The sequence below is a fragment of the Methylomonas sp. Kb3 genome, assembly GCF_002834115.1.
Taxonomy (GTDB): Bacteria; Pseudomonadota; Gammaproteobacteria; order Methylococcales; family Methylomonadaceae; genus Methylomonas; species Methylomonas defluvii.
This window is the reverse complement of the sequence record NZ_PIZT01000065.1, coordinates 1-20626: the sequence shown is the minus strand read 5'-3', so window position 1 is coordinate 20626 and position 20626 is coordinate 1. Positions and strand designations below refer to the sequence as shown.

The following is a 20626-nucleotide window of genomic DNA, read 5'->3' as shown; positions in this document are numbered from 1 at the left end:
CCTCTCGGGGATGCCGCCGGGAGATTTTTATATGCCAACGGGTTGGGTTTATATGCGGTCGGGGCTGAAGGGAGTGCGTTCGAAGCACTTTTTGAATCGTTACCACACGCCGTGTAGTAACGCCGGGCTTTTCCGCGTCGCGGACCATGCACCGTGACGCAGTTGAACTGTAATCCATATCTTAAGCGCAATTTCTATGTCGCCTAGTTATTAATTACACCTCTATATCGCCATCGTCACGCCAAATTTGGCGTGCCAATCCTGTGTAAAGCTTACCAGACAACCGAAGAACAGCTTCACCTTTCTGCAAAGGTTTATTTAGAGACTGCCCGAGTACTTTCTTCTGTTCATTGTCCGACAGCGTTTGAGGCGAAAAATGTATTCCACATTCTGCCAACTCAGCAAAATCTGTTGCGTTAGCTCCTTTTGTCAAAAAGGCATCCGCATCTTGAGACGCTAGCCAAACAGGAAAGCCCCATGAACGGCCCTGCCGAGCCAAAGAACCCAAAAGACCAGATTTCCCCTCCTTTGGTAGTAACAAATGCGCTTCGTCAACAAACAATACCATTTGCAAAGGCTGAACGCCTTCTTTAACCGCTAGGGCACGATTTAACTGCCGCATGATGCAGTTTAAAATGAAAGCGACAGCCAATACTTTAGTATCGTTGTCGTTACCGAGAGGCTTGAAGTCTATGACTTGTGACGAACTTAACCAGCGCTCAATCGGCTGCGCCCTGTTTGCGTTTGAAAACAGGTTGAATTTGGAAATTTTCTCCAATATTGAGAGCGCAACCCCTTCTTCTCCCCGTTGCTCCAATTCTGCTGCAAGCCCTTGAAAATCTGGACGTTCCAGACTTTCGAACGCATCGCGAATGGCTCTTTCCTGATTTGCACCAAGTTGCGGCGCAAATGCGCCCACCAGAGAAGCAACCTCAGAGGCAATCTGGGCATTTTCCGCCTCGGACTTCCCTCTAAACAAAGGATTGATGGGCAAACCCTCTGAAATGAGACGAATATAATGTGCCCCCGTAATTTGAAGAAAATTATTTCGGGTTTGCGTTTGTTGCGGGTTTGAAGGGTCCTCTTCCAACTCACCTTTCAAGTCGAAAAACAAAAATCTGACACCTTGGCGCGATATTTGGGCCAACAGGTCCAGAGCAAGTTGGCTTTTGCCTGAGCCGGGTTTACCTGAAATTACGGTAAGGCAGTTCCCGCCCGCCGCATTGATTGTCCAAGATTCAACGTCATCAAGTAACTTGATTCGGACCGGATGGTCCACAATCGCCAAAGGCGTTATTGCGGAGCCTTCTTTGGATTGAATAAGTTCAGGACCGGTTTTTGCCGTTTTGATCAACGCTGATGTGAACATGATTTGGTCGCCATTGTATTCGTCCCACAATTGCATGAGACGATGGCAACCGTACTCGAAATAAAGGCGAAACGCTTGCTTGTAGGCAGTTTCATCTAGGGTCGAACCATTGCGATAATTTAGAGCTGCTCTCACTACTGGAGCCAAGTCGTCGCCAACGATAGTTTCTTCAGCTAACTCAATACCCTGGGAATCGGCCACCTTAAATCCATTTGGTAAGCCTTCTCCCAAAGCCAGGAACATTCCAGCTCTGCCCAAGACTGCTTTATTTGGAGCATGGACGCGGCTCCAAACCAATTCCAAGAAATCACCTACAGCGGCACTTGTTTTTATTCTCATGGCAATAATCTCTAAAGCACTCGTTTGAAGTAGTCATTGCTGACTCTAACTTGGTACGAGTTCGATTCTGGATCACCTTGGGGATTTAAGGTGTAGACCCTGGATAAGTGGGGTGCGATTCGGTCAAAAAGATCGCTTTTGGGATCGATTTCTGCGTTAGTAGTCAGAATGATGCTTTGATGACCCGAAAGATATAGTCGTTCCAATACGTTTTCACGGACTTCTTTATCCAGACGCCCCAATGGCGTATCAACTACAAGCGGTGTTACGAAGCGGCCCAAACGACGCAACGCTTCGGTGAATGCCAAAATTCGAACTTGGCGCTGACCAGCCGAGGTATTGGCGCTTTCCCAGGATACGCGACTGCCATCAGACTTTTTCAGGAAGCAATTCCAGTGTTGATCAAACTCCATGCCGACGTATTCTAAGCCTCGGTCGGTTATATCGAGCCACAATCCTCCAACGATGTCAGCAATCTTCTCTCGAAGTGATATGGCTGCGCTGGACTTAATTTGGCTTACAGCGTCCCGATAGCGATGCGCCAAGCTATTGAGATCCCGTCCTTTCTGTACTTTTTGCACTTGCTCCGACAGATTGGTTTCCTCCTTACGAAGCTCGTGGAGTTTATTATTGATTAGGATGCGTTCGGCCTGAATATTGGAAATCTTTTCGTCGATCTGTTCTTTATGTTTTAGAAGGGAGCCTCTGCGCTCACGTAACTCATTGCCGAGAGCGATAGCAGTGCTGTCCGAGTTCAGTACTTTTAACGTTTGATCAAGCTCTCTGAGTTCAGATGTCTTGCGCTCTAATTCAGCACACAAGTTAGCAAGACCTTGTATCGCTGTAGCCTGAGTTCGTAGTTTTGATCTGATCTGAATGCTAAGCTCGTTACGTTCAGGAACAACAAAGATTGTCTCTGACATACCCTCAGGCGGGGGATTGAACAAACTTTGAAGTGCAACATCTATTTGGGCTTCATAGAAACTTCGAAGTAAATCATCCAGCACAAAGTTAGGCGGGACGTTTTCAAACACAGCTTGCTTTACTTGAGGGATTTTTGGCTCTACGCTAGCTTTTCGATTTTCGAAATCTCTTCGGCGTTCCTCCTTCAGTAAATATTCATGAAGCTCTGCGCGGAATCCACCTAACAGAGAAATGGGTAATGTCGATTCCCAGGCCGTGCCAAGATTGGCTTCCAGCTTGTCCTTGGTTGATTTTATTTCCTCGCGCTGTTTGGTCGCTTTAGTCAGTTGTTCAGGATCTACGGCCCCGATAGATTTGAGCTGATCTTCTACATCATCAAGTTCCGATATGTTGTCCCGAAGTTCTTGTTTTTGGTCTGACTCATCAATCGAAAGCGTTTTGAGATTGGACTCATGGCGAAGTATTTCAGCCGTGATGTCGTTTAAGCGACGTTCCGCCTCGGAGCCACTACCGTATATTTTGGGAATTTTATTGGCAGTCAGTTGGCGTAAGTCTTCCTCTAGTTCCGAATAGGAGTAAAGGCCAAGCACTCGGCTGATGCCTTCAGTTATTTCCCGCTCATTTAGCTGGATGCTTTGGCTACGCTCCGCGTCGAAAAAGAAAAAGCGTGTCAAATGGCGTGGCAAAAAAGCGTCGCGCAACTTTTGAACCTTGTCTTCGTCCTCTATCCATTGAGAATCTCCAGATAGATTGGCTTTAGAACTAAAAACCGGAGGTGAATTGGGTCGCCACCTCACCTGACGAACCAATGTCAATGTTCGACCAATACTGCCGGTTTCATCGCGCTGGCTTAATTGTAACGTCATTGAGCAACTGTCTTCGCCCTCGGATTTTGCTCGACGATTCAATGATTCAGCCAAATCAAATCGAGTCGCATCTGAACCCGATTCAACTTTTTTAAGATCAATAGCGCCACTTTCTCCGACAGTGGCTAGATATAGTGCTCGAAGCAGATGGGTTTTACCCGCACCATTCTTGCCACCGATAAGCGTGGCTCGACGGTATCCCTCAGTTCCAAGCTCGAAGGTATGCTCTCCGTAATATGGCCCGAAATTCTTGATAGACAGCGAATCAATATACACCTCAGGCATTCGTTTGTTCCTTTTCCAGTTGGCGCTCTCTCAAATCATCTTGCAATATCTGCAACAGTTCGTCTGGCAAGCCTACAGCACGGTGGCTTTCACCATATTCTTCGACCTTCGAAACAAGCCGTCGCAATGTTTCTATCGATATTTCCTTTTCCGTTGCTACGCGCTCCTCGATTTCTCGCAACTCAGCTTCATCCTTTCTGTCTGGCATGGCGTCACCCTTTTGCTGGAAGATAATATTGACGACCCCCGTACCGTCATCTGGATTGCGAGCGCTATTCCAAAAGGTTTGAATCCAATGCAGCTCTTCTTCACTGATGACAGGGAGACCCGATTCGTCTTGCAAAGCTAACAGTTTAGTTAAAAGCTCTTTCCGAGCCTCAATTTTCAGCGGTCCCGGTCCTTCTTGACCGTTTTTCCGCACCATATCGCGGTAACCGTTCTCTGGATCACGAAAATGCAATAGTGTTTCGCGAAACCGGAGCAGTGATTCCATACGCTGATCTCCAGTGGCTAGCAAACCCTCGCTGGCTTTATCTTTCTCTACTACCGTGCAAGTCCAGCAGCCAAATCTACTATTGCCACATGAGGGTGTAGATTGGTCAACCACCAGCGGGCACTCGCCGCCAGATGCATCCCTATAAAGCTGAAAAAGAGTTTGATTGTCGCCATCCCATGGACAAGGACGTTCCATCAAGTAATCCCAAACCTCGAAAGTAGAGATATGTTCAATCGGGGTCGAAATCCAACAACGAGGTAAGTCGTCATGGCGTCGCAAACCGAATTCGCTCTTAGCCCGAGCATCCAATGTTTGTGCACGTGAGCCGCTCTCGCTTCGACGGGCTCCCAACACAATAATGGCTTCCCCCCAATGCCCGAGCTTACCGCGAATGAATTCGCTGACGGGATCAATCTTTAACCGCTGAGTACACCAACGAAAGGTTCGATTAGGCGGCGGATACCCACGGCCAATAATATTTACCCAAAATGACTGTTGCGCCGTTGGTTTTAATAGATGTGAAGAAATGTTTAATCCATGTGTATCTGAGCAGGCTTGCATAAGGTCCAATTCGCTTTGAACCCTCGCTACAACAGCGGGAATTTCCACACGAGTGTCGGTACAAACAATACAAATCTCTTTATTACGTTGTTCAAGCGGTAGAGCCATCACTACCTCAAAGACCAGGGAAGCAATCATGGAGCTATCTTTGCCACCACTATAGCCCACAATCCATGGCCTAGAGTCCATAGAGTAAAGTCTATGGAGGTTTTCCAGTATTTTTTGAATCATTGCTTTTTAAATATAAGTATTAGTCAAACATCCAAATTCGCCACATCCAGCGCATTCTTCACAATAAAATCCCGACGCGGTTCCACCACATCGCCCATTAGGGTGGTGAAGATTTCGTCGGCGGCAACTACGTCGTTGATGGTGACTTGCAGCATGCGGCGGCCGTTGGCGTCGAGAGTGGTTTCCCAAAGCTGTTCCGGGTTCATTTCGCCCAAACCTTTGTAGCGCTGGATATGCTGGCCTTTTTTGACTTCTTTCATCATCCATTCGAATGCTTGCTTGAAGTTATCCACTTGCTGTTCGCGTTCGCCCATGCGCATGACAGAGGTTTCGCCGAACATGCTGAGGGTTTTTTCTACATAGCGGGCGATTTTTTGATAATCGTTGCCGGCGAAGAACGGCGCGTGCAAGACAAAGCTTTTGGTAATGCCGTGCAGACGCTTACTGACTTCCACATCGAAGTCGTCGCTGCCGCGATATTTTAACTCGGTGCTGAATATGGCTTTATGACCACCCTCGTTCAGATTTTTTTGCAGCAAATCCAACCAGGCTTGCAGCTTTTGCTGATCGGCTTTGATTTCGTCGCTTAACACCTGCATGTAGGTCATTTGCTCCAGATACAGGTCGTCGTAGCGTCTGGACAGGCGATTGATGATGCTCATCACGTCGGCAAATTCAGTCGCCAATTTTTCCAGACCTTGGCCTTGGATGACCGGGGTGTCGGCATCGGTTTGTAGTTGCGCTTTGTCCAAAGCCAATTGGATCAAGTATTGATTTAAGGCGTTGTCGTCTTTGACGTAATGCTCTTGTTTGCCTTTTTTGACTTTGTATAAGGGCGGTTGGGCGATGTAGATGTGGCCGCGCTCGACCAACTCCGGCAATTGCCGATAGAAAAACGTCAGTAACAGGGTGCGAATGTGCGAGCCGTCGACGTCCGCGTCGGTCATGATGATGATGCGGTGGTAGCGGAGTTTATCGATGTTGTATTCGTCTTTACCAATCCCGCAGCCCAAGGCGGTGATCAGGGTGCCGACTTCTTCCGATGAAATCATACGGTCGAAGCGGGCGCGTTCCACGTTAAGGATTTTACCTTTCAACGGCAGGATGGCTTGGGTGCGGCGATCACGGCCCTGTTTTGCGGAGCCGCCCGCCGAGTCCCCTTCCACGATGAACAGTTCGGACAAGGCCGGGTCTTTTTCCTGGCAATCGGCGAGTTTGCCGGGTAAACCGGCAATATCCAGGGTGGTTTTGCGGCGGGTCATTTCCCGAGCTTTTCTAGCCGCTTCACGTGCTCTGGCTGCATCGATAATTTTGGCGGCGATGGCTTTGGCGACTTGCGGTTGTTCCAGCAGGAACTCTTGCAGTTTTTCGTTCATGGTCGATTCGACCAAGGGTTTGACTTCCGATGACACTAATTTGTCTTTGGTCTGCGAAGAGAACTTGGGATCGGGGACTTTTACCGACAACACAGCGGTTAGACCTTCGCGGGCATCGTCACCGGTGGTGGCGACCTTTTCTTTTTTAGCCAGGCCGTTAGTTTCGATGTATTGGTTGATGGTGCGAGTCAAGGCGCCTCTAAAACCGGCCAAATGCGTACCGCCGTCGCGTTGTGGGATGTTGTTGGTATAGCAGAACACGTTCTCTTGGTAGGAGTCGTTCCATTGCATCGCCACTTCCACCGTTACGCCTTCTTTTTCGGCGATAAAGTGAAAGACTTTTTCAAACAACGGGGTTTTGTTTTTGTTCAGATGCTGCACAAAGGCGCTGATACCGCCCTCGAATTCGAATACATCTTCCTTGCCGGATCTTTCGTCGCGCAAGGAGATGCGCACACCGGAATTTAAAAACGACAGTTCCCGCAAACGTTTGGCAAGGATGTCGTAATGAAATTCGATATTGGTGAAGATAGTTGGGCTGGGCTTGAAGTTGATGTAGGTACCGCTACCTTCACAATCACCTATCACCGCTAAAGGCGCTACGGGTTCGCCGAGCACGTATTTTTGCATGTGTAGCTTACCGTTCTTACGAATCTTTAGGGTCAACTCTTCAGACAAGGCGTTTACTACCGAAACACCTACGCCGTGTAAACCGCCGGAGACTTTGTAGGCGTTATCGTCGAATTTACCGCCAGCATGCAGGATGGTCATGATGACTTCGGCGGCGGAACGGCCTTCTTCCTTGTGTATATCCACCGGAATACCGCGACCATCGTCGTAGACAGATACTGAACCGTTTTCATGGATCACGACATCGACGCCTTTGCAATAACCAGCCAATGCTTCGTCGATGGAGTTATCGACCACTTCGAACACCATGTGATGCAAGCCGGAACCGTCATCGGTGTCGCCAATGTACATGCCTGGACGTTTTCTGACCGCATCCAAGCCTTTAAGTACTGTGATATTCGAACTGTCGTAATTTTCACTCATGGGTATATCCATTGTGTTGTGTTTTACCGCAACGATGCCCGGCCTTCATGTCACTCATGAATCGGTTGTATCGTGTGTGATGGGAGTTGTTAATTTTTATTATTTGTTCCACGTGAAACATCAAAATTGTTTTACATCGCCGTGTTCCACGTGAAACCATTTATAGTTTTCTACCGAACTTAAGTCGCCAAAATCAGCTATATCGGTACTGCTGATAAAAACCTGGCAACTCAATCCAACGAGGTATTTTATCAATTTTGCCCGGTTTTCTGTATCCAATTCGGACGCTAGATCGTCAATGAGAATGCAGCACGAGTATGGGCTTTCCTGGTTTAATAAAGTCACTTGCGCTAACAACAAAGCCAAGACCAAAAGCTTTTGTTGTCCGCGCGAAAGATAATCTTTCGCCAGTCTTTTGTTTTGATACGTTTGAAAATCCGCTCGGTGCGGGCCGCTATGTGTAAAGCCATAGCGCATATCTCGGTCTAGATCGTTTTTCAAAATAAAGTCTAAGGCTTGTCTATCGTCCCAGCCTGGCAAGAAGCGTAAATCGACATCATCCCTATCCAAGAAATGGCCAGCCATTTCTAAAAACACCGGTTGCAGGCTGGCTACATAGGCCAAACGAAAATCGTTAATCACCTGCCCGTATTCCACAAGTTCTTTGTCCCAGGCAGGCAGCTGCTTGATTTGCCGGATTTTCAACAAAGCGTTGCGTTGCTGCAAAGCCTTATTAAACTTGCGCCAACAGGGCAGAAAGTTTTTGTGCTGATTAAAAATCCCCCAGTCTAAAAACTCTCTACGGATTTGCGGCCCGGAGTCCAGCAAGCGATAACTCTTGGGATGAATCAATTGCACCGGCAATGCGTAAGCCAAATCCGCTTTTTGCCGATCTTCCTGGTCGATGCGAATCTGGCATTGCTTATTGTCAATTTGAATCCCCAGCGTGCTGACGGATCCGGAGTGTTGCCGATTTTGCGCCGACACGGTCAATTGCGACTGTTCGAAAGAAATTGCCTGCTTGGTATGGGTCGTTCTAAACGAACGGGATCTACCCAAAATAAAAATAGCTTCCAGCAGCGAACTCTTGCCGCTGGCATTGGCGCCGGTGATGAAATTAATGGCAGGAGACGGCGAGATACTTGCGGAATGGATGTTTCTGACCGACAGCACATCCAGCTTTAATAAGGTCATAATCCCTGGACAACCTACATCCGCATCGGCATCACAATAAATTTAAATAAAGGCTGTTCGGGTTCTTCAATAAAACAACTGCTGGCATTGCCGGCTATGGTCAGCACCGCCATTTCGGAATCCAAATTGGACACAGCATCCAACATGTACTGCGAGTTAAACGAAATACTCAAGGGCTCACCTTGATAATCGATGATCAACTCTTCCTCGGCCTCGTCATGCTCGGGATTATGCGTACTGAGTTTCAGCAAATCGCCGGATATATCGAAAGTCACGCCCTTGTACTTTTCATTAGACAGAATCGCCACCCGCGTTAACGCATCTCTCAAGACTTGTTTTTGGATTAGCAAAGGACTCATAAAGCTTTGATTAAACACTTTACTGAAATCCGGAAACTTGGCATCGATCAGTTTGGAAGAGAACACTACATCCTTGTAATAAATTCGGATGTTGTTGCTGGAAAACTGGATGTTTAGTTCAGCGTCTGCATCGTCCAGCAAGCGGCTAAGTTCCTGCACCGCTTTTCTGGGCATGATGATGCGGGATTCATAACCGGTCGCCTGTCCAATATCGTCTTCATAAATCGACAAACGATGACCATCGGAAGCCACCAACTTCAGCCTGGAATTACTCACGTTCAACAACAAGCCGTTAAGGTAATAGCGTACATCCTGATTAGCCATACAAAACACGGTTTTATCCAACGCCTTCTTGAATTTGCCGGCATTCAATAAAAAGCTATGCTCAAACTCGGACTCATTAAACTCAGGGTAATGTTCAGCTGGCAAGGTACTTAAAGAAAACCTGCTGCGGCCGGAGACAACTTTGACTTTATCGTCTTGCAACTCGAAGTGGATTTCAGCGCCGTTTGGTAATAAGCGGCAAATATCCAGAAATTTCCTAGCAGGAACCGTAATTTCCCCAGAATGAGATATTGATTCGATATTTAATTTAGCAACAATCTGGATTTCCGTATCCGTACCGGTCATTACCAACTGCTCGTCGCTGGCCTGCAACAACACATTGGAAAGAATCGGCATGGTTTGCCGTTTCTCGATCACGCTAACGATTTGCTGCAGCGGCGGCAAAATTTGATCTTTGCTAATAATAAATTTCATATAAATATCTTTTATATATTGTTACTACTATGTAAACAAAAAGCTGTGGAAAACCGGTTTTATCTAATTTAAATCAAAATCTTAGCATGTATCAAACATTGTTGCCGGATACCATTTTAGCTTGTATGAGGTTTGTGGATAACCTGGATAGAGTATTTTCGGCACACTTTATCCACAACTTAAGCGCAATTAATGCGATAAGGTTCTCAACAGGTTTTTGTAATCTTCCGCCATCTTCACATCGTCATCTTTCAACTCAGCCACCCGCTTGCAGGCGTTGATGACTGTCGTGTGATCGCGTCCGCCAAACGCATCACCAATTTCCGGATAACTGTGAGAGGTCAACTCTCTAGCCAAACACATAGCCACCTGTCGTGGCCGAGTGATGGATTGTTTGCGATTTTTTGAGGATAAATCAGCCACCCTGATCTTGAAATATTCGGCCACGGTCTTTTGAATGTTATCGATACTGATCAACTTATCTTGCAAGCTAATCAAATCGTGCAGCGCTTCCTTGGTAAATTCCAGAGTGATGTCGCGGCCGGTAAATTGCGAGTTGGCTACCACCCGCCGCAACGCACCTTCCAGATCTCTAACATTGGAAGGTATGCGTTTGGCGATGAAAAAGGCGATGTCTTGATCAAGATCCACACCGACCTGCATGGCCTTTTTAATCAAGATCGCGGCGCGGGTTTCCAGATCCGGCGGTTCTATTGCCACCGGCAAACCCCAACCGAAGCGGGATTTCAAACGGTCTTCCAAGCCATCGATTTCCTTTGGGTATTTATCGCAGGTCAAAACCACCTGATGTTTGTTATCCAGTAGATTGTTAAAGGTGTGGAAAAACTCTTCCTGCGAACGTTCCTTACCCGCCAGAAACTGGATGTCGTCCATCAATAAAATATCGATGCTGCGGTAGTATTCTTTAAACTGGTTGATGCTGTTTTGTTGCAGCGCCTTAACCATGTCTTGCACAAACTTCTCGGAATGCAGATAGACGATATTGGCGTCGGGCTTTTTCAACAGCACCGCGTTGCCGATGGCATGCATCAAATGGGTTTTACCCAAACCGGAACTGCCGTAGATAAACAGCGGGTTGTAAACTTTACCGATATTGTCGGAAACCGTTACCGAAGCAGCTCTGGCCAATTGGTTGGATTTACCCTCCACAAAGCTCTCGAAAGTGAAAGCTTTGTTTAAAAAATTGGGTTGGTTCTTTTTTTGCGACGGACTTTTACTCAACGTTGGCGCTTTGATGGCCGGCGATTTTTTACTGCCGATTTCAAACTGCAGCGCCAAGGTCGCATTGGAAAACTCGTTGACCGCGTCTTCGATCACCGCGAAAAAATGCTGCTTGATATGGTCGATAATAAACCGGTTGGGAGCGAGCAATTTTAACTGGCTGTCGGTTTCCACTGCTTGCAGCGGCCTGATCCAGGTGCTGAAATCGGTACTGGGAATTTCATGTTCAAGCTTGGCCAGGCAGTTGTTCCAAATCACACTCATCGGCATTCAAGAAGGGGCTTAGAAAGGCATTGCATGATACCACAGTGACCGCTTAGGGCTTGACTCTATGGACGTTATCAGAAAAGAATGGCGACCGCATGGATTACCCTCATAAACACACATGATTTCGGGCAAACTTTATATTATTTCCGCGCCGTCCGGGGCGGGCAAAACCAGCTTGGTTAAACAACTAATTGCCGAAATGGACGATCTGGCCGTGTCGGTATCGCACACGACGCGGGCAATGCGTAGCGGCGAACAGGATGGCGTCGATTATTTTTTCGTCCCTGTTAACGAATTTAAAGCCATGATCGAGCGGCAAGCCTTTTTAGAGCATGCGCAAGTGTTCGATAATTTTTATGGTACCGCTCAGCAAACAGTGCAAGATAATCTAGCCAAAGGTCTGGATGTGATTCTGGAAATTGATTGGCAAGGCGCTCAGCAGGTCAGAAGGATGTTGCCGGAAAGCCTGTCGATTTTCATCCTGCCCCCGTCTATCGAGGTATTGAGACAGCGTTTGCAAAATCGCGGCCAGGATAATCCTGAAGTGATTGCCCGGCGCATGCGCGATGCGGTGACGGAAATGAGCCATTATCCGGAGTACGATTATTTGATCGTTAACGACGATTTCAATCTAGCGTTGCAGCAATTAAAAAGCATCGTGACCGCAAACCGCTTAACCCAAAATCAACAACAAAAAACCTTGGCAGCATTGCTGCAAGATTTACTTAACTAATAGAACTAACAACACTTATGAAAACTAGAAAAACATCTTATCTGTTTGCCACGCTGATTGTTTCGGCGTTGACCCTTGCAGGTTGCTCCAGCGATGAAGCGGAAACCCCAAAAACTAGCGCTAGCGCCGGCACTGCCAAAAAAGCGGTACACAGAGTAGATACCGGCGAAGCGACCGAACCCGAGAAACGTCAATTCGAAAAAGAGTTTTCCGCCAAATGCGTCGCGCGGGAACTGAAAAATTCGAATAACAAAGACGTCGACGAAAAACGCTTCCAAGAAAGCTGTGACTGCATTGCAGAACACATCATGAAAGATCTATCGGAAATCGATGCCGAGAAATACCTGGAAGACCACGAAGACACCCACACCTTGCAGATCAAATTCGATGCTGCGGCGTATTTCTGTTTGCAAAACAAACCGCAGCCCAAAGGCCCGCATTTATTCGGCAAACCACAATAACAATGTAGGTTGGGTTTGCCCGAAAGGGCATAAAAGGCGTTAGCCGTAACCCAACACGTCGGCCTTAAATGTTGGGTTACCCTCTATCGAGCTTATTCAGGGTAAACCCAACCTACCGATTTATCCAATCTTTCATTCCCCATGACACTATCTTCCGAATTATTTTCTCAAGCCAAACAATACATTCCCGGCGGCGTCAACTCGCCGGTGCGTTCCTTCAGCGGTGTTGGCGGCACGCCGGTATATTTCGATCGCGCAGCCGGCGCTTATGTTTACGACAGCGAAGGCAAGCGTTACATCGATTATGTCGGTTCCTGGGGACCAATGATTTTGGGACACGCACATCCGGCCGTAATCGACGCGGTTAAACACAGCGCCGAAAAAGGTTTGAGTTTTGGTGCGCCCACCGAAATCGAAACGCTGATGGCGCAAACAGTTTGTGAACTGCTGCCGTCGATAGACATGGTGCGGATGGTCAGCTCCGGTACCGAAGCCACCATGAGCGCCTTGCGCCTGGCGCGCGGTTACACCGGACGCGACAAGATCGTTAAATTCGAAGGCTGCTACCACGGCCATTCCGATTCCTTGCTGGTCAAGGCCGGTTCCGGGGCTTTGACTTTCGGCGTGCCCAGCTCGCCCGGCGTGCCAGCCTCGGTGGCCGCCGATACCCTCACGCTGACTTACAACGACAGCGATGCAGTGCGTAGCACCTTCGCCGAACTTGGCGACAAAATCGCCTGCATCATCGTCGAACCGGTAGCCGGCAACATGAACTGCATTCCGCCCGAGCCGGGATTTCTGCAAACCTTGCGCGAGGTTTGCGATCAATACGGCAGCGTGTTGATTTTTGATGAAGTAATGACCGGCTTCCGCGTTGGTTTGCAAGGCGCGCAAGGCCTGTACGGCGTTAAACCGGATTTGACCACGCTGGGTAAAATCATCGGCGGCGGCCTGCCGGTCGGTGCTTTCGGCGGCAGCCGCAAGATCATGGAATATCTGGCGCCGCTGGGTCCGGTTTATCAAGCCGGCACCTTGTCCGGCTGCCCGGTTGCGATGGCCGCTGGTTTGAAAACCCTGGAACTGATCAACCAGCCGGGTTTCTACGACGCCTTGACCGCCAAAACCACAAAACTGTTGGCTGGCCTCCAAACAGCCGCCGATCAGGCCGGCATCGCCTTCACCACTAACCAGGTTGGCGGTATGTTTGGATTGTTCTTTAGCAATGAAAAATTGGTTAGCCGTTTTTCCCAAGTCATGGCTTGCGATGTTGATCGCTTTAAACGATTTTTTCATGGGATGTTGGACAAAGGCTTTTACCTGGCTCCATCGGCTTTTGAAGCTGGGTTTGTTTCTGCTGCGCATTCGGATGAGGATTTGCAGGCTACGGTGGATGCGGCGGGTGAAGTGTTTGATAGCTTCTGAAATAAGCGAAAACTCAATGTTCACACCCGATACGGAAATAACACTTATCAGTTTTCTATAACAAATGACTGGAGGATTACATGGATTTACCTTGGGAAAGTCTTGAAATCGCCAAGTTAGGTGTATCACTTGTGACTCCAGTCCTGGTGCTAATACTTGGTATCATCATCAACAACTCGATAAAGACCAGCGAGCGTGCAACTGCATTGCGAAGCGAAATCTACAAGACAGTAGGTGGCGATCTTAATGACATATACTCCTACTTAGCATTCGTTGGATGTTGGAAAGAAATGACACCGTTAGAAATCATTGCAAAAAAACGCGCCGTCGATAAAGCCATGTATACCTACAAACCATTCTTTTCAAATGAGTTGTTTCATACTTACGAAACTTTTATGGAGGAAGCGTTTGCACCTTACGGAGGGTCCGGAAAAGATGCTCGAATCCGAAGTGATATTTCGACTGCCGATGGTGATCGTCAGAGCCATAGTAAAGAATGGGAAGTTGAGTGGGGAGATAGATTCACTAAGGAGCGTAACAAACTAGCCCAAGATCAAGCATATAACCGGTTCCTTGAACAATTAGCAAGAGACCTTGCGTTGAAATGATCCCTCCGAAAGTCCGCGTTGCTCCGATTAGCGAAGCTTAATCGGAGGCATGAAAGCCTCCCATTTGTGCGGTTACGCTCCGCTAACCGCACCTACCAATACCGATTTACCTGAGTTTTTACGCGAGTGACAGCCAGCAAGTCAAATAGCCCGGTAGGTCAGGGTTCGCGATAGCGTTCCCTGACAACATGGCTCGATTTGTCCGTAGCCGCTCGGCAACTGCTCCTACGTTGCCCTACCTCCTGTATCCATACAGTCGTATCGCGCCAACGTGACCTACGAAACTTTTTCATAGAGAACACCCCAACAGCCCCTTGCCTGTAGTTATATCCCTGTTTTCGCCTTATAATGGTACGGAACTTCCGTACAGGAGAAAGCCATTATGGAAACTGTCAGCGTCAATCAATTTCGGGACAATTTAAAAAGCTACGTCGAGCAAGTGGTCGATAATCACGAGCCGTTGAAAGTTACCCGACGAGCTGGCGAGGCGTTTGTGGTAATCAGCGCGGACGATTGGGAACGGGAGCAGGAAACGCTTTATGTGCTGCAAAACGCCAGCCTGATGGCACAAATCGCTGCTTCCGCCGCCACACATACTCAACAACAAGGCTACCGGCCAAGCGAAGAGCAATTCAATGAGATCGCTGGCATTTGAAGGTAACACTTGGGCGGTTTACGAAGAGCTTAGAGACAAAGACAAAGTTTTACACAAAGCGCTGTGCAAACTGCTCAAGGAAATGCTGCGCGGCGATCCCGCAACCGGTTTGGGCAAACCGGAGCCCTTGCGTCACAATCTTGCCGGACTTTGGTCCAGGCGAATTTCGCATAAAGACCGGCTGATTTATAAGTTCGACGATAACTGCATTTATATTTTTGCTATCGGCGGACATTACGAGCAACATTGAATGTCAGTATCTGAGCGTCGCCATCGCCCAGCGGTACAATTTTGATTTTCGCCATTCCCACCCGCTAATCCCAAGCCTACAATCTCTCCTGATAACTCAAAGCACGCTTTCCCAGCTTTGAAAACCAACGATTTGTGCTCTCTGGCCAAATCGTATATTCCGTGTCTAACTGATTTGGACGAAATAGATGAATAAGCAGCCAACGAACTTGCCAGCCCCCTGCCCCAAAAAGCAGAGGTATCGCCTAAACCTGAGTAATTTAGCCCAGCGTAAGATTTCTGGTCGGAAACTGCTTTACGCCACTTGTCTACTTGTCGGGTTTTCCAATATAAGCCACGCCGATTTTGTTACCCATCCGCTAACCGACGCACCGTCTCCAAAGCCATCGGAACCAACAACGCCGGCCGCGCCGGAAACCACTGATACCGGCCAGCCTAACCAGGCCGAGATTGACTTTAACGAGCAGTTTGGCGAAAAGAAACTGGGTACCTGCAGCATGACCTACAAGATGGAGGGCTTTTCGCTGGCTTATAAGCAATACGACGGCACCGGCGAAATCACCTGTCGCAATGGCCAAAAGGCCGCAGTCAAGCTGTCCTCAAAAAGCATAGGCTTTACGATTGGTTATTCGGTTATCGAAGGCGAAGGCCATTTCACCGATGTGAAATATATCAGCGAAATTTTTGGCGATTACATTTCGCTGGGTAATCACTTTGGTATTAAAAACTCGGTGGATAGGCAAGTATTGACCCGTGGTGAAATTTCCCTGGTGTTGATGGGTAAAGGCAAGGGCTTTGACATTGGTTTTACGATTGGGGATTTGTCGATCAAGCCGCGGTAAACCGTCTGCTTGATTTATTAAGAGGATTTCGATGGAAACAGGAATAGGGATGGCACTGGAGGCAATACCGTTGGCGGCTTTGCTTGGTTACCTGACTTGCGCCTGGCTGAGCGTTAAGCGGCAGCGCGAATTGCAAAGTCAGTTAGAGCATCAGCAACAGCAAGTCCAGCAACAAGCCGTTAAATTGGCCGTGGCGGAAGAGCGGGTTTTGCTGTTGGCGCAAAAGGAATCCGAGTTGCAGATGTTACAGCAACAATTGTTAGAGTTGAAAACCGAAAACGCGGATCTCAACGCTCGTCAGCAAGAACAACACAAAAGCAACGCTGAGAAAATCCGCCTACTGCAAGATGCGGAAAATCAGTTAAAAACCCAGTTCGAGAATCTGGCGCATAAGATCTTCGAAGAACGCGGCAAGCAATTTACCGAACACAATAAAGTCAGTATCGAAAGTTTAGTTGCGCCACTCAAGCAACAGCTCGGCGAATTCAAAAGCCGGGTTGAAAGCGTTTACGACAACGAAACAAAGGATCGTATTTCTTTACGCGAGGAAATCGTCTCGTTACGCCGCGATACCGCCAAGATGAATCAGGAAGCGCTGAACCTGACCCGCGCCTTGAAAGGCGATCATAAAACCCAAGGCAACTGGGGTGAAATGATCCTGGAAAAAGTCTTGGAACAATCCGGCTTGCGCAAAGGTATCGAATACGAAACCCAAGGTGCGTTTCGTGATGAAGATAATCGGCTGTTCAAGCCCGATGTCATCGTCCGCTTACCGGAAAACAAGGATGTAATCATCGATTCCAAAGTCTCGCTAGTGGCCTACGAGCGTTATTGTTCGGCGGAAGACGATAACCAACGCATCGAAGCGCTGAAACAACACACCGAAGCGGTCCGAAACCACATCAAAGGCTTAAGCAATAAAGACTATTCCAGTTTGAAAGGTTTACGTTCACTGGATTTTGTATTGCTGTTCATGCCCATCGAAGCTGCCTTTATGGCGGCTTTCCAGGCCGACGAAAAGTTATTCAATGACGCTTTCGAACACAAGATCGTCGTCGTTACGCCGACTACCTTGTTGGCGACTTTGCGCACCGTGCAAAACATCTGGCGATACGAACAACAAAACGAAAACGCCCGCTTGATCGCCGATAAAGCCGGCAGCCTGTACGACAAGATCAGAGGTTTTGTCGAAGACATTGAAAAACTGGGTAACCAACTCAGCACGATACAAAAAACCTACGACGGCATCGTCAACAAATTGAGTAGCGGCAGCGGCAATCTGTTGCGTCAAGCCAGCGCTTTTGAAGAGTTGGGGGTTAAGGTCAAAAAGAAGCTACCTAAAAGCCTGACCGAACAAATGTCATCGGAGGATTGATGTTTCCGTGATCTGAAATACTCAGGTCCAATCATCGTAGTAATAATAACTTTATATATATCTTTAGATTGTTATTACTATTAAGGCGGAAAAATCTGTGGAAAACACTGTTTATATGAATTTATTCATAGCCTTATTAAAAATTAACGCTGTTATACAGCGGCGTTTTAGCTTGTTTACAGTCTGGGGATAACTAGAGTCCGGGTTTTTACAGACAACTTATCCACAAACTCCTAGCTGTTCGACCAACAAGTTTTCAACAGAAACTGTGTTTTTTGGCAGGCTTTTTTCCGGCGATACTCGCAACAGCTCATTAGATAGGAGTAGCACTATAAGCGCCATCTCTTAACATCGCCCGTTGAAATACACCTACCCGGACACTATGTCCGGGTAGACTCAAGAAAACCTTGTTGCGTGCTAACATGACCAAAATTTCCAAAAGCGGAATGTTTACTGAATTAGGCTAGAGATACTCATGGTCAACCCGGCAGAATTACGCCCCAAAATAAAAGCTTGCCTCAATGCACTGGATGCCACCCGTCCGGTGGTATTCGGCAAGCATCCCTTGATTGCGGACGGCGTCAGCGAAGACCTTTACGTGGCAGGTTTACACGGACCTGATAGGCCTCTGGTTAGGGTGTTGGCTGATCGCATAGATTTCGACGAAGGCGGCGGCACTTACTTATTTTCCGGTAACCGTGGCACCGGCAAAACCACCGAATTGATGCGTCTGGCGGAAATGTTGCGCGAGCAGGGCTGCGAAGTGTTTTATGTCGATATGGCCGAATACCTGAATTTAACCATGGCCGTGGAAATCACCGATTTTCTGATTAGCATGCTCGGCGGCTTATCGGAAAAAATCGAAGAACGCTACGGTCACGATCCCGCCAACATCGGCTTTTTCGAACGGGTTTGGAATTTTCTGCAAAGCGAAGTCAAAATCGAGGAACTTGGTTTGGAAGCCGGCGAGGATCTCAAAGCCAGCTTGAAAATGTCGCTACGGGAAAATCCCACCTTCAAGAAAAAGCTCCAGGAAGGCACCCGCGGTCACGTCGCCAGATTGGTACAGGAAGCGCGCAAATTCGTCGAAAACGTTGTGGCTGTCGCCCGCCGGAAAGCCAGTCAGCCGGATAAAAAAGTAGTGTTACTGTTGGATTCGGTGGAACGCTTGCGCGGGGTCGGCGACAGCGAAGATATAGGTAAAGTGTTCAAGAGCGTGGAAACCATTTTTTCCGGGCATGCCGACAAATTGCGTTTTCCGCCGTTGTATTTGGTTTGCACTATTCCACCGTATTTGACGGCCTTGGCCGGTAGCCTGGGGGCTTTGTATTCCGGCGGCAAAATCTATATGCTGCCCAGCGTGCATGTTTACGAAAACCGCCCGCAAGACGGCGCAGCGCCGGTACCTTCCGAAACCGGCCTGAATGCGATGGTGGATATTGTCGGCCGGCGTTTTCCTGAATGGAGCACATTTTTTACCAGGGAGCAATTGCTACGTTTAGCCGCCAACTCCGGTGGCGATTTGCGCGATTTTTTCCGTCTGGTCGGTTTATGCATCACCGAAGCGTTGTATCAGGAATCGCTACCGCTACCCGATACGGTATTAGCCAGCGCGGAAAGCGCCTTGCGTAACGATATGCCGCTGGCTCGCGACGACAAACAGGTGTTGGCGCGGGTTTTGGAAAAGCACGACCGGCAATTGGAAAGCCTGGACAAACTCCCGGACTTTGCCCGTCTGACCGAAGGCAAATACATCCTCAACTACCGCAACGGCGACGACTGGTTTGATGTGCATCCGCTGCTGCGCGACATCGTTGCCAAAGGTGACTGACACCGACTATCAAACCGAGCTGGACAGCATTTGGCGTAGGCTGCGCCCGCATCTGGAATGGGCGCGCGGCTTTACGCTGGCGGTGTTGTTCAGCCGGCATCCCGCACCGATCCAGGTCTTGAAACAGCGCCTGCAAGACTTGCTGAGCATCAATACCCTGCCGTTAAGGTATTTCGTTCTGCAACAGCCTGAAGAACTCGACACCACCTTGGCGGCGATACTCGCTGCCCGGCCGCTGGGCGACAAACGCCCGCCCTTGTGGTTGGAGTTAAGGCTGGATGGCGATAGCCAGCGCCGGGCGGTCTGGCAATTGCTGGCCCGCCTTAACGAAAGACGTTTTTTACTGGAACGCGACGTCGCCTGCCCGCTAATCTTGCTGCTGCCGGCCGAGTTTCGTCTCGATGTGCCTAGCATGCTGCCGGATTTATGGAGCATCCGCAGCTTTACCGCCGATTTACCGACGCCAGTGCCTATCGTCCCGGCCAGTCGCGCAGAGAATGTGCCGGCTCCGGCCAGTTTGGCGGCCAGCTGCGAATTGTCAGCTGCTGAACTGGAATGGCAGCGCTTGTGGGAACACACTACCGACAAACAGCGGCTGTCGGCGGATGCGGCTTTCGCCGCGCTCGACGCGGCTATTGAGAGAACGGATTATGCCGCCGCCGGGCAAGTTGTAGAACAAATGTCGCCGGTGTTGCGGCGGTTGGCTAATAAACCTGATGCATCCGACGCCGTGCGTAATTTCAGCATAATTCTGGATTACACCGGCGATATAGACCAAGCCTTGGGTCGGCTGGAAGCCGCGCGGGCGGCCTATGCCGAAAGCTTGGGCTTTTGTCGGCAATTGCGGGAGGCGCTGGGCGACAGCCCGCAAGCGCTACGCGATTTGAGTGTGTCGCTGGACAAGATCGGCGATGTGGATAATGCCCTGGGCCTCCTGGAAGCCGCGCGGGCGGCCTACGCCGAAAGTCTGGACTTGCGCCGGCAACTGCGGGAGGCGCTGGGCGACAGTCCGCAAGCGCTACGCGATTTGAGTGTGTCGCTGGACAAGATCGGCGATGTGGATAATGCCCTGGGTCTCCTGGAAGCCGCGCGGGCGGCCTACGCCGAAAGCTTGAGTTTGCGCCGGCAA

17 protein-coding genes are annotated in these 20626 nt (G+C 48.9%); 10 read left to right on the top strand and 7 right to left on the bottom strand.

The genetic code is table 11. The features are described 5' to 3' along the window. Window positions 1–214 precede the first annotated feature (214 nt). From CWO84_RS15525 to dnaA, 7 genes are all read right to left on the bottom strand, one after another. On the bottom strand, window positions 215–1708 hold the full coding sequence (locus CWO84_RS15525) for a type IV secretion system DNA-binding domain-containing protein (protein ID WP_101053661.1): 1494 nt from the start codon (window positions 1706–1708) through the stop codon (window positions 215–217). An 11-nt stretch (window positions 1709–1719) separates the two neighbouring features. Continuing rightward, window positions 1720–3783, bottom strand: a complete 2064-nt coding sequence (locus CWO84_RS15520; RefSeq protein WP_101053659.1) for an AAA family ATPase — start codon at window positions 3781–3783, stop codon at window positions 1720–1722. Beyond that, window positions 3776–5071, bottom strand: coding sequence for a DNA phosphorothioation system sulfurtransferase DndC (gene dndC / locus CWO84_RS15515; RefSeq protein WP_101053657.1), 1296 nt, complete (start codon window positions 5069–5071; stop codon window positions 3776–3778). Before dndC ends, CWO84_RS15520 begins: the two co-directional genes overlap by 8 nt. A 23-nt stretch (window positions 5072–5094) precedes the next feature. Further along, window positions 5095–7500 (bottom strand): DNA topoisomerase (ATP-hydrolyzing) subunit B, encoded by a 2406-nt coding sequence (gene gyrB, locus CWO84_RS15510; RefSeq protein ID WP_033157627.1) that lies wholly within the window; start codon window positions 7498–7500, stop codon window positions 5095–5097. Window positions 7501–7620: 120 nt separating this feature from the next. Beyond that, window positions 7621–8694, bottom strand: coding sequence for a DNA replication/repair protein RecF (gene recF, locus CWO84_RS15505; protein WP_101053655.1), 1074 nt, complete (start codon window positions 8692–8694; stop codon window positions 7621–7623). 14 nt (window positions 8695–8708) lie between these two features. Beyond that, on the bottom strand, window positions 8709–9812 hold the full coding sequence (dnaN, locus tag CWO84_RS15500) for a DNA polymerase III subunit beta (protein ID WP_101053653.1): 1104 nt from the start codon (window positions 9810–9812) through the stop codon (window positions 8709–8711). 189 nt (window positions 9813–10001) lie between these two features. Beyond that, window positions 10002–11318, bottom strand: a complete 1317-nt coding sequence (gene dnaA, locus CWO84_RS15495) for a chromosomal replication initiator protein DnaA (RefSeq protein ID WP_101053651.1) — start codon at window positions 11316–11318, stop codon at window positions 10002–10004. A 121-nt stretch (window positions 11319–11439) separates the two neighbouring features. Between dnaA and gmk the strand changes: the two genes are divergently transcribed. The 10 genes from gmk to CWO84_RS15445 all read left to right on the top strand — a co-directional run. Continuing rightward, entirely contained in the window at window positions 11440–12054 is a 615-nt protein-coding gene (gene gmk, locus CWO84_RS15490) for a guanylate kinase (RefSeq protein WP_101053649.1), read from the top strand. A gap of 17 nt (window positions 12055–12071) precedes the next feature. After that, a complete protein-coding gene (locus tag CWO84_RS15485) occupies window positions 12072–12515 on the top strand; it encodes a hypothetical protein (protein WP_101053647.1) in 444 nt (147 codons plus the stop codon). 141 nt (window positions 12516–12656) lie between these two features. Next, window positions 12657–13937: a glutamate-1-semialdehyde 2,1-aminomutase gene (gene hemL, locus CWO84_RS15480; RefSeq protein ID WP_101053645.1), complete on the top strand. Its 1281-nt coding sequence runs from the start codon at window positions 12657–12659 to the stop codon at window positions 13935–13937. Between the two features lie 80 nt (window positions 13938–14017). Beyond that, window positions 14018–14545, top strand: a complete 528-nt coding sequence (locus CWO84_RS15475) for a hypothetical protein (RefSeq protein WP_101053643.1) — start codon at window positions 14018–14020, stop codon at window positions 14543–14545. A gap of 382 nt (window positions 14546–14927) precedes the next feature. Then, window positions 14928–15200, top strand: a complete 273-nt coding sequence (locus tag CWO84_RS15470; RefSeq protein ID WP_101053642.1) for a type II toxin-antitoxin system Phd/YefM family antitoxin — start codon at window positions 14928–14930, stop codon at window positions 15198–15200. After that, a complete protein-coding gene (locus CWO84_RS15465) occupies window positions 15181–15450 on the top strand; it encodes a Txe/YoeB family addiction module toxin (RefSeq protein WP_033157637.1) in 270 nt (89 codons plus the stop codon). The genes CWO84_RS15470 and CWO84_RS15465 overlap by 20 nt, the downstream gene beginning before the upstream one ends. 187 nt (window positions 15451–15637) lie before the next feature. Beyond that, the gene (locus CWO84_RS15460) at window positions 15638–16291 is read left to right on the top strand and encodes a hypothetical protein (RefSeq protein ID WP_101053640.1); all 654 of its coding nucleotides are present in this window, start codon (window positions 15638–15640) and stop codon (window positions 16289–16291) included. A gap of 31 nt (window positions 16292–16322) precedes the next feature. Beyond that, window positions 16323–17666, top strand: coding sequence for a DNA recombination protein RmuC (gene rmuC, locus CWO84_RS15455; RefSeq protein ID WP_240618074.1), 1344 nt, complete (start codon window positions 16323–16325; stop codon window positions 17664–17666). A 475-nt stretch (window positions 17667–18141) separates the two neighbouring features. Further along, window positions 18142–19497, top strand: a complete 1356-nt coding sequence (locus CWO84_RS15450) for an ATP-binding protein (protein ID WP_101053636.1) — start codon at window positions 18142–18144, stop codon at window positions 19495–19497. Further along, on the top strand, window positions 19490–20626 hold a 1137-nt coding region (locus CWO84_RS15445), incomplete at its 3' end, for a tetratricopeptide repeat protein (RefSeq protein WP_133120705.1). The genes CWO84_RS15450 and CWO84_RS15445, both read left to right, overlap by 8 nt.